Annotated in this window: 12 protein-coding genes and 1 pseudogene; 6 read left to right on the forward strand and 7 right to left on the reverse strand. The window is 72.7% G+C overall.

What is annotated here, in order from left to right:
• Nucleotides 1–190 precede the first annotated feature (190 nt).
• The 7 genes from AMIS_RS07510 to AMIS_RS07540 are packed head-to-tail and all read right to left on the reverse strand — an operon-like array spanning nt 191 to nt 5,732.
• Nucleotides 191–1,261 carry a glycosyltransferase gene (locus tag AMIS_RS07510; protein ID WP_014441608.1) on the reverse strand — a complete coding sequence of 357 codons (1,071 nt, stop codon included), beginning with the start codon at nt 1,259–1,261 and terminating at the stop codon, nt 191–193.
• Nucleotides 1,258–2,019, reverse strand: coding sequence for a carotenoid biosynthesis protein (locus AMIS_RS07515; protein ID WP_014441609.1), 762 nt, complete (start codon nt 2,017–2,019; stop codon nt 1,258–1,260). Before AMIS_RS07515 ends, AMIS_RS07510 begins: the two co-directional genes overlap by 4 nt.
• On the reverse strand, nt 2,016–2,579 hold the full coding sequence (locus AMIS_RS07520) for a GNAT family N-acetyltransferase (RefSeq protein ID WP_014441610.1): 564 nt from the start codon (nt 2,577–2,579) through the stop codon (nt 2,016–2,018). Before AMIS_RS07520 ends, AMIS_RS07515 begins: the two co-directional genes overlap by 4 nt.
• On the reverse strand, nt 2,576–3,235 hold the full coding sequence (locus AMIS_RS07525) for a monooxygenase (protein WP_014441611.1): 660 nt from the start codon (nt 3,233–3,235) through the stop codon (nt 2,576–2,578). Before AMIS_RS07525 ends, AMIS_RS07520 begins: the two co-directional genes overlap by 4 nt.
• Nucleotides 3,236–3,244: 9 nt before the next feature.
• Nucleotides 3,245–3,715, reverse strand: a complete 471-nt coding sequence (locus AMIS_RS07530) for a YbaK/EbsC family protein (RefSeq protein WP_014441612.1) — start codon at nt 3,713–3,715, stop codon at nt 3,245–3,247.
• 3 nt (nt 3,716–3,718) lie between these two features.
• Nucleotides 3,719–4,531 carry an SDR family NAD(P)-dependent oxidoreductase gene (locus tag AMIS_RS07535; protein WP_014441613.1) on the reverse strand — a complete coding sequence of 271 codons (813 nt, stop codon included), beginning with the start codon at nt 4,529–4,531 and terminating at the stop codon, nt 3,719–3,721.
• A gap of 10 nt (nt 4,532–4,541) precedes the next feature.
• Nucleotides 4,542–5,732, reverse strand: coding sequence for an MFS transporter (locus tag AMIS_RS07540; RefSeq protein ID WP_014441614.1), 1,191 nt, complete (start codon nt 5,730–5,732; stop codon nt 4,542–4,544).
• A gap of 68 nt (nt 5,733–5,800) precedes the next feature.
• Between AMIS_RS07540 and AMIS_RS07545 the strand changes: the two genes are divergently transcribed.
• The 6 genes and pseudogenes from AMIS_RS07545 (at nt 5,801) to AMIS_RS07570 (ending at nt 14,627) form a co-directional block, all read left to right on the forward strand.
• On the forward strand, nt 5,801–6,967 hold the full coding sequence (locus AMIS_RS07545) for an ArsR/SmtB family transcription factor (RefSeq protein ID WP_014441615.1): 1,167 nt from the start codon (nt 5,801–5,803) through the stop codon (nt 6,965–6,967).
• A 481-nt stretch (nt 6,968–7,448) separates the two neighbouring features.
• Nucleotides 7,449–7,853, forward strand: a complete 405-nt coding sequence (locus AMIS_RS07550) for an SAV_6107 family HEPN domain-containing protein (RefSeq protein ID WP_051042409.1) — start codon at nt 7,449–7,451, stop codon at nt 7,851–7,853.
• Nucleotides 7,854–8,150: 297 nt separating this feature from the next.
• Nucleotides 8,151–8,903: pseudogene (locus AMIS_RS07555) on the forward strand (hypothetical protein); the annotation flags it as partial.
• A gap of 257 nt (nt 8,904–9,160) precedes the next feature.
• Nucleotides 9,161–10,894 carry a DNA polymerase Y family protein gene (locus tag AMIS_RS07560; RefSeq protein WP_014441618.1) on the forward strand — a complete coding sequence of 578 codons (1,734 nt, stop codon included), beginning with the start codon at nt 9,161–9,163 and terminating at the stop codon, nt 10,892–10,894.
• Between the two features lie 11 nt (nt 10,895–10,905).
• Nucleotides 10,906–14,235 carry an error-prone DNA polymerase gene (locus AMIS_RS07565; protein WP_014441619.1) on the forward strand — a complete coding sequence of 1,110 codons (3,330 nt, stop codon included), beginning with the start codon at nt 10,906–10,908 and terminating at the stop codon, nt 14,233–14,235.
• 35 nt (nt 14,236–14,270) lie between these two features.
• Nucleotides 14,271–14,627: an SSI family serine proteinase inhibitor gene (locus tag AMIS_RS07570; protein WP_014441620.1), complete on the forward strand. Its 357-nt coding sequence runs from the start codon at nt 14,271–14,273 to the stop codon at nt 14,625–14,627.
• Nucleotides 14,628–14,640 lie beyond the last annotated feature (13 nt).

A 14,640-nucleotide genomic window follows, 5' to 3' on the forward strand; every position in this document is an offset into this window, starting at 1 on the left:
GACAAGTCCGACATGTGACCGTAGGCGGCGCTACGGCCTGGGCCACGACGTCCAGCCGCTGGCGACCCGAGCTCAGCCACCCGCACGCCCAGAGTGGCGCTACGGCCCGAAGCCACGACGTGCAGCGCCGGGAAGCCAGAACTCAGCCACCCGCTCAGCGGGAGCGGAACTACGGTGCGGGGTGAGGAAGCTAAACCGCCCGTCCCCGCCACCGCAACGCCCCCCGACGCTTCATGGAGAACGACCGGATCACCAACCCGGCGAACACCACCACCGACACCGGATGCAGCAGCGAATCCGGGAACGCCCGACCCCCCGTAGCCACAGCGCTCACCATCCGCCCGGCCACACCCACCCCATAGGCGACCACCGCCCACCACCCCGTCACGATCAGGAGGGGCGGAACAACGTACAAGAGCAGAAGCAGGACCACGACGGCGGCCGCACCCGACGCGGAACCGAACGAGGCCCAGAGCGACTTGCCATACCCGTCAGCCAGCTCACCCCACGACTCGTACATCCGGCATTCGGCCAGCCTCGACCCGTCAGCCAGCGCGATCCGGCCACCGGATCGTTTCACCGCGCGGGCCAGCCCGATGTCCTCCAGGATGTCGTCGCGGACCGCGGCGTGCCCACCGGCCTGCTCATACCCGGCCCGGTCCACGACAAGCCACTGCCCACCGGCGGCGGCGAGTGACGGGCGCGGCGAACGTTCCATGGCGCGCAGCGGCAGGAAGGTCAGCCACGACCATTGCAGCAGCGGCTGCACCAGACGGCCCGAACCGACGATCCGGGGGTACGGCGACAGCAGCGTCACCTTTTCATCCCGCAGCAGCGTGGCAGCCCCGGCGATCGCATCCGGTTCCAGGATGACGTCGGCGTCGACGAAGACCAGCACGTCGGCGTCGCCGGCCGCCGCGGCGAGCTGGTGGCACGCATGGGGTTTGCCGAGCCAGCCGTCCGGCGGCGCGACCCCGTGATGCAGGCGCACCCGGTCACCGGCGACCGCGCGGACCACGTCCGCGGTGCCGTCGGTGGAGCCGTCGTCGAGCACGTGGATGGTCAGGTTCGGCACGCCGCGCTGGGCCAGCAGGGACTCCAGGCAGGGCGTGACCCGGCCGGCCTCGTCGCGCAGCGGCAGCAGGACGGCGATGTGCTCGTCGGTGACCGCGTCGCGGCGCGGGCGGCGCAGCAGCAGCGCGTTGACTGCGGTGTGCGTGGTGAGCAGCACCAACGGTACGAGCAGGAGCCAGCCGATCACACGAGTGTCCGGGCCGGGCGGCGCAGACGCGCGATCAGCGGCAGGACCGCCGCGCCCATCACCACTCCGCCCCACGCCGCCGACGCGGGCAGGTCGAGGAAGACCGCGTGGGCGAGGACCGACGAGGCGTAGGTCCAGAGCCAGAGGGCGAGCATCGGGGTGTCGGTGGGAGCGGGTTCGGTGACGCGGGACGTGGCGGAGAGGGCCGTCATCAGCAGCAGCGCGAACCCGAGCCAGCCCAGGTAGTTGCTGATCGGGATGCCGGGGACGCCGGGCAGGGCGGGCACCGGGTCGTGCCAGCGCCAATATCCCTCGGCCACCATCTGCGGGTCGAGGAAGAGGTCCCAGGCGGCGAGCCCGGCGGCGGCCAGGAGGATCCGGGGGAGGCGGGCGCGTGTCACCCGGACCGCGGCGAGCCAGGCCGGCCAGGCCATCCAGGTCCAGGCCAGCGGGATGATCAGCGGGACGCCGAGGATCTTCGGGCCGAGTTCACCGGAGTAGTCGTAGGTGCCGAACGGGAAACCCGTCGCCACCCCGATCGCCTCCACCGCGAACCCGCCCAGCGTCGCCGCGCCGACCAGCGCCAGGGCCGCGCGCCGGCCGCGGGTCAGCAGCGCGTGCGACACGGACAGGACCACGCCGATCAGCACGGTGGCGACGGTCAGGCCGGCCCGGAGGTCGCCGGAGGTCAGCGGGTAGCAGATCTGCGCGAGGATCAGGCCGCCGAGCAGCCACCAGGGGAGGAGTCTCGTGCTCAGTGTTTCTCCTCGGCCAGCCGGTCGGCGAGCGGCAGCTCCCGACCGAGGATTGCGAAGGCCCGCTCGTCACCGGGGAAGTAGAAGCTGCGCAGCACGTCGGTGAAGCCGAACGTCCGGTACAGCCGCCAGGCCCGGGACGCCCGCTCGTCGGCCTCCGGTGTGGACAGCAGGACGGTCCGGCCCTTCGCCATCGCGAGCAGGGCGCGCAGCTGGCGGGAGCCGAGGCCGTGCCCCTGGGCGGCCGGGCGGACGTGCAGCTCGACGACCTCGAAACAGTCCGGCAGCCAGTGTTTGCGGCCGGGCTCGTCCAGCGCCGAGCGGACCTGGTCGTGCCACCACTGGCCGGGCTGGGAGGTGTATCCGTACCCGAAACCGGCGAGCCGGCCCTCCGGGGTGAGCGTCGCGACCGCGCGGAAACCGGGCCGGCGCACGTGGGAGCCGATGTAGCCGCGGCGGGTCTGCAGCAGCTCCGGCCGGTAACCCATCGCCTCTCCGTAGACCGCGACCACGTCGTCGAGCCGTCGCAGCAGGTCGTCCGGCTGCCAAGCAACGAGCCTCATGCTTTCGTATGCTCCCATCCCAGGACGGACCGGTCGCCGCTGATGTCGAGCACCGCGAAACGGGCGAAGAGTTCCTCGGCGTACCAGCGGTCTGTCGGGGTGCGGGCGATCGCGGCGCGGTGCTGCGGCTGACGGTACGCGAACGCGGTCAGGTCCGTCGCGCTGCGCCACACGCTCACCGTGCCTTGCCAGCCGATCGGCGCCTCGCCGATGCCGAACCGGGCGAGCAGGCCGGGGGCGGCCGCGAGCTCCCGGGTGATCGGTGGGACGGCCGTCCAGAACCGCAGGGCGCGGGTGGGACGCAGCCGGGCCCGGGTGATCGCCAGCAGCGGGCCGTCGGCTTTGCGCCCGGTCGGCTGGAACGGCTCCCGGCCGGACCACCGGCCGCGACTGACCAGGGGTTCCAGATCGACGCGCGCCTGTGCCACGGCGATGGCGTCCCAGGACGGGTATCGCACCGGCCGGTCGCTCACCGTGATCGCGGCCCAGCGGGTCAGGTCGGAGTCGCCCGGTCCGAAGGTGCGGCCGGTGCCCGTACCCAGGAATTTGCCGAAACGGACACCCGGGAGAGCGCGCCGGGCGAAGGCCATGCGCAGCATGGCGGAGCCGACGGCGCGGCGAGGTATACGCCAGACATGCAGGCTGACCAGGTCCATCGTCGGCGATCAGGCGACCGGCGCGGGGGTTCCCGCGGTCACCCGGACCAGTTCCGGGTAGGTGATCGGGAAAACCGACTGGGGTACGCCGGCGGCCGCCCACACCACCGGGTACTGCTCCAGGTCGACGTCGATCAGCGTGCGGACCGGTTTGGGATGGCCGAGGGGCGCGACCCCGCCGATCGCCTGACCGGTGTGCCGGCGGACGAACTCGGGGGTGGCCCGTTTCAGCTTGCCGACGCCGAGCAGCACGGCGACCTTCGCGGTGTCGACCCGGTGCGCGCCCGAGGTGAGCACGAGCAGCGGCTCACCGTCCGCGTCAAAGATCAGCGAGTTGGCGATCTGGCCGACCTCGATGCCGAGCGCCGCGGCGGCGAGGGCGGCGGTGTGCACGGCCTCGTCCAGGATGACGATCTCGGCGGTGGCGCCGGCGCTCTCCAGGGCGTCGCGGACCGCCGTCACGTTGGGGTGGTTCTGCATGATCTATCCCGTCGCCTCGGCGATTCTCTCCCAGAGCTTGGCAGCCAGCGCGTCGTCGCGAGCGTGCGGGGCGGGCTCGGCCGGTTTGTCCCGGCCCACGTAGTAACCGCCCTGGACCAGGTCGGCCTTCGGCGCGGTGGACAGCCAGACCAGCAGCTCGCCGGCCTTCTCCGGGGTGACCAGGCCGGGCGCGTACTTGTAGAAGAGCCGCACCACGCGGCCGGCGCCGAAGTTGCTGCGCACCACGCCCGGGTGGAACGACACGCTGGTGATGTCCGGCCAGCGGCGGGCCGCCTCGGCCGCGAAGAGGATGTTGGCCGCCTTGCTGGCGCCGTAGGCCTGCCACGCGCTGTATTTCTCCGGGTCGCCGGCGAGGCGCTCCGGATCGGGTTTGCCCTGCACGTGCGCGCGGGACGCGGTGTTCACCACCCGGGCGTCGCGCAGCCGCTCCCGCAGCAGGCTGGTCAGCAGGAACGGCGACAGGTGATTGCCCTGCATCGTCGCCTCGAACCCGTCGGCCGTCCGCCGGTACTCGCCGACCATGCCACCGGCGTTGTTCGCCAGCACGTCGATCCGGGGCAGGCTGGTCAGCAGGTGGTCGGCCAGCGTGCGTACCTCGGCGAAGGATTCGAAATCGGCGCGGAAGCGCCCCGGCTCGCGCCCGCCGCCCGCCTCGCGCACCCGGGCCACCGCGGCGGCCAGGCGCTGCGGGTCCCGGCCCACCAGCACGACGTCGTCGCCCAGAGCCGCGAACTGCTCGGCGGCGGCGAGCCCGACACCCGAGCTGCCGCCGGTCACCACGATGGTCCGTCCCACACTGCCTCCTCTACGCCGGAGCCATGGTCGCATGTCCGCTGCTCATCCGCCTCCTGCGCAGCGCCGGAGCCAGCGCCAGCGTGACCACGATCGAGGCCGAGGCCATCGCGGCGATCGCGACGCCGGGCGCGGTGTGCTCGGCCACCGTCCCGGCCAGCGCCGCGCAGACGGCCTGCATGGTCAGCATGCCGGAGGTGTGCAGGCCCAGCGCCTGCCCGCGGGTTTCCGGCGGGGTGATCGCGACGAGGCCTTCCTGCAGCAGCAGCGTCGAACAGTAGCCGACCGACGCGGCCGCGGCGGCGAACGCGGCGATCGGCAGCGGAGGATCAAGAACGAAGAGCAGATAGGGTACGGCGAGAAGCAGTCGCAGCAACGGCGCGAGTCGCGTCCGCCACCGCGGGGTCAGGTACCGCCCGGCCAGCACGTCACCGGCGAGCATGCCGGCCGCCGCGGCCGCCAGCAGGACACCCGCCCCCGAGGACGACCACGGGACGAAGAGTGCCTCACAGCCGACGATCAGTCCGTTCGGGATCCACAGGGCGAGATAGATCGGGCGTACGCCGGGAATCGCCCACAAGCGACGGTTGACCCGCCAGGTCTCGGCGACCGAAGGCCGCCCCGCCGCGCGCGGAGCGCGCCGGGACAGGCCGAACCGGGCCACCACGGCCGCCAGGAGGTGCAGGCCCGCACCGGCCAGCAGGGTCTGGCCCGGCGAGAGCACCAGCACCAGCAGGCCACCGGTGGCGAAGCCGGCGATCTGCATGGTGCCGGTCGAGATGTTCAGCGCCGAGCGCCCCAGCAGATAGGCCCGTTCCGGCACGATCTCGGTGAGCAGCCCGCCCCGGACGCCGCCGGCCACCGAGCCGGCCAGACCCATGCCCAGCAGCACGCCGAAGACGGCCACGGTCGGTGGCGTGGTCGAGAGGATCGCCACCAGGGTGGCGGTGACCAGGGCCAGGCTGCTGATCGCGGCGCGCGGCGGCAGCCGGTCCGCGGCCGAGAGCAGCAGCGTGGCGCCGGCCAGCTGGGCGATCGAGGGGCCGAACATGCTCAGCGCGGTGAGCAGCGGCGAGCCGGTGCTGCGGTAGACGGCGGTGGCGAGGGCCAGGCCGGTCACGGTGCTCGCGGCGTTCTGCACGCAGGCCGTGGTGAAGAGGGCGGTGAACTCGCGGTTCCGGAACAGATCGCGATAGGTCTGCATGACCGCCGAGTTTTCGCCTGGTCGTTCGATCCCGGTTAATGTTTCGCGCAGGCGCGAAAGGTGGGGTCGTGGGCTGGTGGAACGTGGACGCGGACACCCTGGCCGGTAGCCGGTTCGTCCGGTCGCCGCTGGCCGAGACGCTCGCCGTGCTGATCCGGCTGCATCGCGGGACGGCGGAGTCGCCGGGGGAACTGCTGAGCGGGCATCGGGACGCGCGCCGGGCGTACCGGGCCCGGCTCGCCGCCGACCCGGTCGACGCCGCGCTCGTCGACGCGGTCTTCCGGCCCCGGTGGATCGCCGACTTCGTCTCCCCGGCCCCGCCCCTGGTGGAGGTGAGCTTCGCCGAGGAGGTCGCGGTCGTCCGGGCGGCGGCACCTGAGCAGGTTCGCCGGGATCTGGCCGTGGCGTTCACCGCGGGCCGGTCCGCGGTCATGCCGGACTCCTCGCCGTTCGGTGAGCTCTCCCGGCGAGCTGATCCCGGTGAGCTCTCCCGGCGTGCCGATTTCGGTGAGCTCTCCTGGCGGGTCGATCCCGGTGAGCTCTCCCGGCGGGCCGATCTCGGTGAACGGATGGCGGAGTTGCTGACCTGGGTGTGGCGCACCGCCGTGGAGCCGGACTGGGCGCGGCGCGGGCGGCTCCTCGAAGCGGACATCCTGGCACGCACCCGGCAGCTCAGCCTGGGCGGCTGGGCGGCCGCGCTCGACCGGATGCGGGACGGGATGCGCTGGCTCGGCGAGGGGCGGCTGCAGATCAACGCGTTCGACTATCCGCCGCACGACATCTCCGGCAGTCGCCTGCTGTTCGTGCCGGTGACCATGACCAAGGGCTGGGTGGCCTGGTCGGCCGACCGGTACGCGGTGATCTACCGGTGTTCCGGGCTGCTCGCCGGCACCGGCGCCACCGCGGCCGGCGCGCTGGAGCGGCTGATCGGGCCCGGGCGGGCCCGGGTGCTGGTGGAGCTGGATCCGCCGAAGAGCACGACGCAGCTGGTGGCGATCACCGGGCAGGGGCTGGGCTCGGTGGGGCGGCATCTGAAGGTCCTGCTGGAGGCCGGTCTGGTGCTGCGGCGGCGGGCCGGGCGGAGCGTTCTGTACGCGCGAACGGCCGCCGGTGACGCCGTGGTGGAGGCGTCCGCGGGGGGATGTGACCCCCGGCTCATCGATTCGATCATCCGTTCGAAAAAGTCGGCCGCGAGGCGTCCTGAAGGTTGCGGTTTTGTCGGAGGGGGGTGCTAGTCTCTGCTTAGTTAGAACGGATGTTCGAAAGACCTTCGTTCTGCTCCGGGAGCGTGTTTCGCGGCTCGCCTCCCGGGTGTGGCGCCCGCGAAGCGCCGCACGTGAGATCCGGGTATTCGCGGACCCGGATCCGCACATGGCAGGCCGTCGCTCGCCGCCCCCGACCCCCGGTGGCGGGCGGCGGACCCGCCGGCAGTGCGGTGCCGGCCGGGTGTGGTGTGGGGAAGCTCTGCACCCGGCCGGCGAGCACGCACGGTGTCACCCCGCTGCGTCTTCCTCCGCGGCACTCGGTTCGACCACACGTCGGATGCGGAACAGGCGAGGAGATACGAGCATGGCGAGCACCACGGCCGGCCCGGCCCTGGGCCTGGCCCCCGGGTCGTCACAGACGACCGGCGCGGCCGGCCCGGCTCTGACCCCCGGGCTGTCACAGGCGCCCAGCGCGGCGGGCAAGGCGGAGACGCCTGCGATCCCGGCGCACATGCTGCCGCACCGCACACCGGCTCAACTGCTGGCGATCGCCCGCGCGGGCTTGATCGAGGCATCGCACACCACCCCTGACGGACTCCGCTATGCGGCAGCGCACCTTGCTGCCCTGCGCGCGGCTGCCGCCCTGCTGGCGGCGAGAGCCAGACCGGCGGCGTCGTCCGGCCGGCGCGCGCGGGCGACGAGTGTCTGGTCGCTGCTCTCCCTGGTGGCCCCCGAGTTCAGCGACTGGGCCGGCTATTTCGCGCTCGGCGCGGGCAAGCGCGCGGCCGCCGAGGCCGGGATTCCCCGGGTGGTGAGCGCCCGGGAGGCCGACGACCTGTTGCGCGCGGCCGAGCAGTTCGTGACCGTGGCCGAGTCGTCGCTCGGCATGACGTATCAGCCGCCGCTGGCAGCGTGAGCAGTCATGGCACGCCGGTCGCGCCGGGCGGGACGGATGGGGATGGCACGCCGGCCGCGTCGGGCGGGACGGCTCGGCATGGCACGGCGGCCGTGGCCGGCGCAGTGGAGTGGCCTGGCCCGCCGGTGGCGGGCGGCGCAGTGGATGGGCATGGCTCGCCGGTTGTGGCCGGCGGGGTGAATCGGCATGGCATATCGGCCGGCGGCGGGGCAGTGCTGCCCGCGGCCGGATGGGTGAGCGCTGCCCGCGGCTGGGCGGGTGAGTGGGTGATCGCAGCGGGTTAGAGCGGGGCATGACGTGGCGGGGCGCATGATCAGTAATGCGGCTGCCCTTGCGGGGATGGTCCGGACGGCTACCGGGACCGATGAACCGGGGGCGCACCGGATGCTGCCGGTCGCGCCCGAGTTGAGCGGGCTGCTTCCCGGGCGGGGGCTACGCCGGGGAAGCACGGTGTCGGTGGACACCGGGCGGGCCGCGCCGGCCGGCGGCGGCACCTCGCTGATGCTGGCGCTGCTCGCCGCCGCGTCCCGGTCCGGCTCCTGGTGCGCCGTCGTGGGTGTGCCGATGCTGGGCGCGCTCGCCGCCGCCGAGAGCGGCATCGCCCTGGAACGGCTCGCCCTCGTCCCGCACCCCGGCCCGGACTGGCCCACCGTGGTCGCCGCCCTGATCGACGGGGTGGACGTGGTGGTGACGGCGGTTCCCGGCGCGGTCTCGGCGTCGATCGTGAGCCGGCTGGCGGCGCGGGCCCGGCAGCGGGGAAGTGTGCTGGTCCCGTTCGGCGAGTGGTCCGGCGCGGACGTCACGCTGCGGGTGGGCGACGGCCGGTGGGAGGGCCTCGGCAGCGGCCGGGGGCGGCTGCGGCGCCGTGAGGTGACGGTGACGGCCCGGGGGCGGGGAGCGGCGGCCCGGCCCCGCGAGATCACGATGTGGATGCCGGGCGTGACGGCCCATGCGGCCGCGTTCTCCCCGGCCCGCGCTGACCAGCCCGCAGGGCCGCAGTCCGTGCCTGCTCGCGCGGACCAGCCCGTCGGGCCGCAATCTGTGCCTCGCGCTGGTCGGCCGGCTGGGCCGCAGTCTGTGCCTGCTCGCGCGGACCGGTCGGTGGGGCCGCAGTCAGTGCCTGCTCGCGCTGGTCGGCCGGCTGGGCCGCAAACCGCGGCCGCCCCTGCGGCCGCCCCCGCCCCCGCGCCCGCCGCGGCTGATGGCGCCGGCGCGTGGGCCCCGGCTGGAGTCGATTCGTCTGGTTCCTCCCCTGTGGAGCGTGCGGCTCCGGCGCTGCGGCTCGTGGAGAGCGGGGAGGGGGCCTGATGGAGACGGCTGTTCGGGCGTTACTGGTCTGGTGTCCGGACTGGCCGATCGTCGCTGCGGAGATCGTGGAGGGGGTTCCGGCGGACGCTCCGGTCGTGGTGCTCTCCGCGAACCGGGTGCTGGCGTGTTCCGAAGCGGCCCGGCGGGAGGGCGTCCGGCGCGGGCTGCGGCGGCGTGAGGCGCAGAGTCGCTGTCCGCATGTGATCGTGGTGGAGCACGATCCGGGGCGGGACGCGCGGGCGTTCGAGCCGGTGGTGGCGGCCATCGAGGAGGTGGTGGCCGGCATCGAGGTGATCCGGCCGGGCGCGTGTGCGGTGGCGGCGCGCGGGCCGGCGCGGTACTTCGGGAGCGAGGAGGCCGCGGCGGAGCGGATCGTCGAGCAGGTGGCCCAGGCGTGCGCGGTGGAAAGCCAGGTGGGGATCGCCGACGGGGTGTTCGCGGCGGGAATCGCGGCGCGGACCGGGGTGGTCGTCGCGGCCGGGGGGACACGGGAGTTCCTGTCACCCGTACCCGTGGCGGCTTTGGAGAAGCCGGACCTGACCGACCTGCTGAAGCGGCTGGGGGTGGAGACGCTCGGGCAGTTCGCGGCGTTGCCGGCGAGCGACGTGGCCACTCGATTCGGGTTCGAGGGGGCGCTGGCGCATCGGCTGGCGTCCGGTTCCGATCATCGGCCGCTCGCGCTGCGGCAGCCGCCGCCGGACGTGGCCGTCGAGGAGAGCTACGACGAGCCGCTGGACCGGGTGGACATGGCCGCGTTCGCCGGGCGCGCGCTCGCCGAGCGGCTGCACGAACGGCTCGCCGCGCACGGCCTGGCCTGCACCCGGCTCGGCGTGGAGGCGGTCACCGCGGACGGCCAGGAGCTGTACCGGGTGTGGCGGCACGACGGCGTGCTCACCTCGGCCGCGATCGCCGAGCGGGTGCGCTGGCAGCTGGACGGCTGGCTCACCGGTGCCCGGCGCGGCGGGATGAACGGGCCCACCGCGGGACTGGTCCGGCTGCGTCTGGTGCCGGACGGCGTGATGGTCCATCTCGGACTCCAGCCCGGTCTCTGGGGGGAGGCGGGGGCGGAGCGCGAGCGGGCGCACCGCGCGTTCAGCCGGGTGCAGGGTCTGCTCGGGCCGGAGTCGGTGGTGACCATGGTGCTGGGCGGCGGGCGGTCGGCGGACGACCAGGTGCGGCTGGTGCCCTGGGGTGACGAGCGGGAACCGTCCCGTCCGGCGGCGCCGCTGCGCGAGCCGATTCCCGGGATCGTGACCGAGCCGCTGGTCGGGAAGATGGCCTCGGTGACGCATCTGCGGCCGATCCAGGTGCTCGACACGTCCGAGAACGTGCTGATCGAAACCCGCCAGCCGTCGGCAGCCAGGCAGCCGGTGAAGAAAGGCGCCAAGCGGAAGCCGGCGCTGCCGCCGTGGCCGGGGCGGATTCCGCGGCCGTCGCCGGCGATCGTGCTGCCGGAGCCGCTGCCCGCCGTGGTGCGGGACGCGGACGGGCATCCGGTCGGTGTGAGCGCCCGGCTGGAGCTGACCGGGACGCCGGCCACGCTGACCGTGGGAAAGAGCGCGGAGCGGGGCTTGATCACCGGCTGGGCCGGGCCGTGGCCGATCGACGAGCGCTGGTGGGCGCCGGAGGAGGCGCGGCGGCGGGCCCGGTTCCAGGTGACGACCGAGGACGGGCGGGCGCTGCTGCTCTCCCTCGCGCAGGGCCATTGGTGTGTGGAAGCGATCTATGACTGACGGGGTGGACCATGGGTTTTCACAACCCTGATGTGCCGTGGGCGCAGCTGGAGCGGGCGCTGAGCGGCGGCGGGCCGGCGGTCGTCGACCCGCTGGCGATCGACGGTGACGGCGGTGACTCGCCGGCCTGGAGCCGCAAGCGCGAGCCGTACCGCGCGGCGCCGGGACTGGTCCGGGCCGAGAGCACGACGCCGTACGCGGAATTGCACTGCCACACCAACTTCAGCTTCCTCGACGGCGCGAGCCACCCGGAGGAACTGGCCGAGGAGGCGGCCCGCCTCGGGCTGTCCGGGCTGGCCGTCACCGATCACGACGGCTTCTACGGCGTGGTCCGCTTCTCCCAGGCGGCCCGCGAGCTGAACCTGCCGACGATCTTCGGCGCGGAGTTGTCGCTGGAGCTGACGAAACCGCAGAACGGCGAGCCGGATCCGGAGGGCGCCCACCTGCTCGCGCTGGCGCACGGCCACGAGGGGTACGCCCGGCTGGCCCGGGTGATCTCGCAGGCGCACCTCCGGGGCGGTGAGAAGGGCAAACCGGACTACGGAAGCCTGGAGCAGGTCGCCGAGGTGCTGAAGGATCACGTGCTGGTGCTGACCGGCTGTCGCAAGGGGACGGTTCCGCTGGCCCTGGCCGCGCACGGTCCGGAGCGGGCGGCGTACGAGCTGGACCGTCTCGTCGACCTGTTCGGCGCACCGAACGTGGCGGTCGAGCTGAGCGACCACGCCGACCCGGGCGACGGCGACCGCAACGACTACCTCTTCGCGCTGGCCCGCAGCCGCAGGCTGGAGGTGGTGGCGACGAACAACGTGCATTACGCGACCCCGTCCCGCCGCCGGCTCGCGACGGCTCTCGCCGCGGTCCGGGCCCGGCGCAGCCTGGACGACATGGACGGCTGGCTGCCCGCGTCCGGCGCCGCCCACCTGCGCAGCGGTGACGAGATGGCCCGCCGGTTCGCGGATTATCCGGGCGCGGTGGCGAATGCCGCGATGTACGGCGAGGACCTGGCGTTCAGCCTGGACCTGGTCGCGCCGCGGCTGCCCGATTACCCGGTGCCGCCCGGTCATACCGAGATGAGCTGGCTGCGCGAGCTGACCATGCGAGGCGCCCGCGAAAGATACGGCACTGACAACCGCCGGGCCTATGAGCAGCTGGAATACGAGCTGAAGATGATCGAGGAGTTGGGCTTCCCCGGTTACTTTCTGATCGTCTACGACATCGTCCAATTCTGTCGAAAGAACAGGATCTATTGCCAAGGTCGTGGCTCGGCTGCCAACTCGGCCGTCTGTTACGCCCTGCGGATCACCAACGTGGACGCGGTCCGCTACAACCTGCTCTTCGAGCGTTTCCTCGCCCCGGAACGCGACGGCCCGCCGGACATCGACGTCGACATCGAGTCCGACCGGCGCGAGGAGGTCATCCAGCACGTCTACGCGAAATACGGTCGTGAGCACACCGCGCAGGTCGCCAACGTGATCTCCTACCGGCCCCGGTCGGCGGTGCGGGACATGGCCCGGGCGCTCGGGTTCTCGCCGGGCCAGCAGGACGCCTGGAGCAAGCAGATCGACCGCTGGGGTGACGTCGCGACGACCGACACCGACATTCCGGACAGCGTCGTCGACGCCGCCAACGAGGTGCAGGATTTCCCCCGCCACCTCGGCATCCACTCGGGCGGCATGGTGATCTGCGACCGGCCGATCATCGAGGTCTGCCCGGTGGAGTGGGGGCGGATGCCGGGCCGCTCGGTGCTGCAGTGGGACAAGGACGACTGCGCCGCCGTCGACCTGGTCAAGTTCGACCTGCTCGGCCTCGGGATGCTGTCCGCGCTGCACTACGCCTACGACATGATCGACGACGAGCTCGATCTGGGGACGATGCCGCTCGACGACGCCGAGGTCTACGCGATGCTCTGCCGGGCCGACTCGGTCGGCGTCTTCCAGGTGGAGAGCCGCGCGCAGATGGCCACGCTGCCCCGGCTCAAACCCCGTGAGTTCTACGACCTGGTGATCGAGGTGGCGCTGATCCGTCCGGGACCGATTCAGGGTGGGTCGGTTCACCCGTACATCAGGCGGAAGAACGGCCTGGAGGCGCCCACCGTGCCGCATCCCCGCATGGAGAACGCGCTGGCCAAGACGCTCGGGGTGCCACTTTTCCAGGAGCAGCTGATGCAGCTCGCGATCGACGTGGCCGGCTTCGACCCGTCCGAAGCCGATCAGCTGCGCCGGGCGATGGGCTCCAAGAGATCGATCACCAAGATGGAGAGGATCAAAACCAGACTGTACGAGGGGATGGCCGCCAACGAGATCACCGGCGAGCTCGCCGACGACCTGTTCTACAAGCTCTCCGCGTTCGCCAGTTACGGCTTCCCGGAGAGCCACGCGATGAGCTTCGCCTACCTGGTCTACGCGAGCGCGTGGCTGAAGCGGTACCACCCGGCGGCGTTCTGCGCGGCGCTGCTCAACGCGCAGCCGATGGGCTTCTACTCGCCACAGTCGCTGGTCGACGACGCGCGGCGGCACGGCGTCGAGGTGCGCCGGCCGGACATCAACCGCAGCGACGCCGCAGCGACCCTGGAGACGACGCCGGAGAGCCGCCGGAAATCCGAGCCGGGGGAGCCGCCGCACGCCTGGGGGCTGCGCGGCCCGGCCGTCCGGCAGGGGCTTTCCAGCATTCGTACGATCGGGACGGATCTCGCCGAGCGGATCGAGAAGGAACGGCGCGACAATGGTCCGTACCGGTCAATGACTGATCTTGCCCGGCGGACCGGGTGCTCCACCGCGCATCTGGAGGCGCTCGCCACCGCCGACGCGTTCGCCGGGTTCGGCCTGTCCCGCCGGGAGGCGCTCTGGGCGGCCGGCGCCGCCTCCCAGGACAAGCCGGACCGGCTGCCCGGCACGGTGACCGGCATCGAGGCGCCGATGCTGCCCGGCATGAGCGAGGTGGACGTGCTGGTCGCCGACGTCTGGGCGACGGGCCTGTCGCCGGACACGCATCCGGCCCGGTTCCTGCGCGAGCAGCTGACCGCGTCCGGTGCGCTGCCGATTTCGGCGTTGCCGCAGGTGGAGGCGGGCACCCGGATCCGGGTCGGCGGGATCGTCACCCATCGGCAGCGACCGGCGACGGCGGGCGGGGTGACGTTCGTGAACCTGGAGGACGAGACCGGGATGCTCAACGTGACCTGCTCGCCGGGGCTGTGGCAGCGGTACCGGCGGGTGGCCCGGAGCAGCACGGCGCTGCTGGTGCGCGGACGCCTGGAGAAGGTGGAGGGCGTGCTCAACCTGGTCGCGGACCGGCTGGAGGAGGTGACGCCACCGGTCAAGCCGGCATCGCGGGATTTCCGGTAAATTGTACCTTTTACCGGATTTATCCGAGGTGCTCCATGATCCGTACCCTGATCGCTTTTCTCGCGGCCGGCATCGCACTCGCCGGCGGCAAGCCGGGCGGTGACCTCACGCTGACCTACATGGCGGACGCCGGGTTCGCGTCGGCCGTCAAACTCACCTGCGACCCGGACAGCGGTGGGCATCCGAAGACCGCCGAGGCGTGTGCCACGCTGCGCACGATCGATGCCGACCCGGACCGCCTACCGGCCGGCGACAAGCTCTGCATCCTGCTCTACCAGCCGGTCACCGCGGAGATCACCGGCGTCTGGCGCGGGCGGCAGGTGTCCTGGCGGCACACCTACGGCAATACCTGCGAGATGAACCGTGCAACGGGTGTCCTGTTCCGGTTCTGACGGTCGCTAGGCT

Source organism: Actinoplanes missouriensis 431 (assembly GCF_000284295.1).
GTDB lineage: Bacteria > Actinomycetota > Actinomycetes > Mycobacteriales > Micromonosporaceae > Actinoplanes > Actinoplanes missouriensis.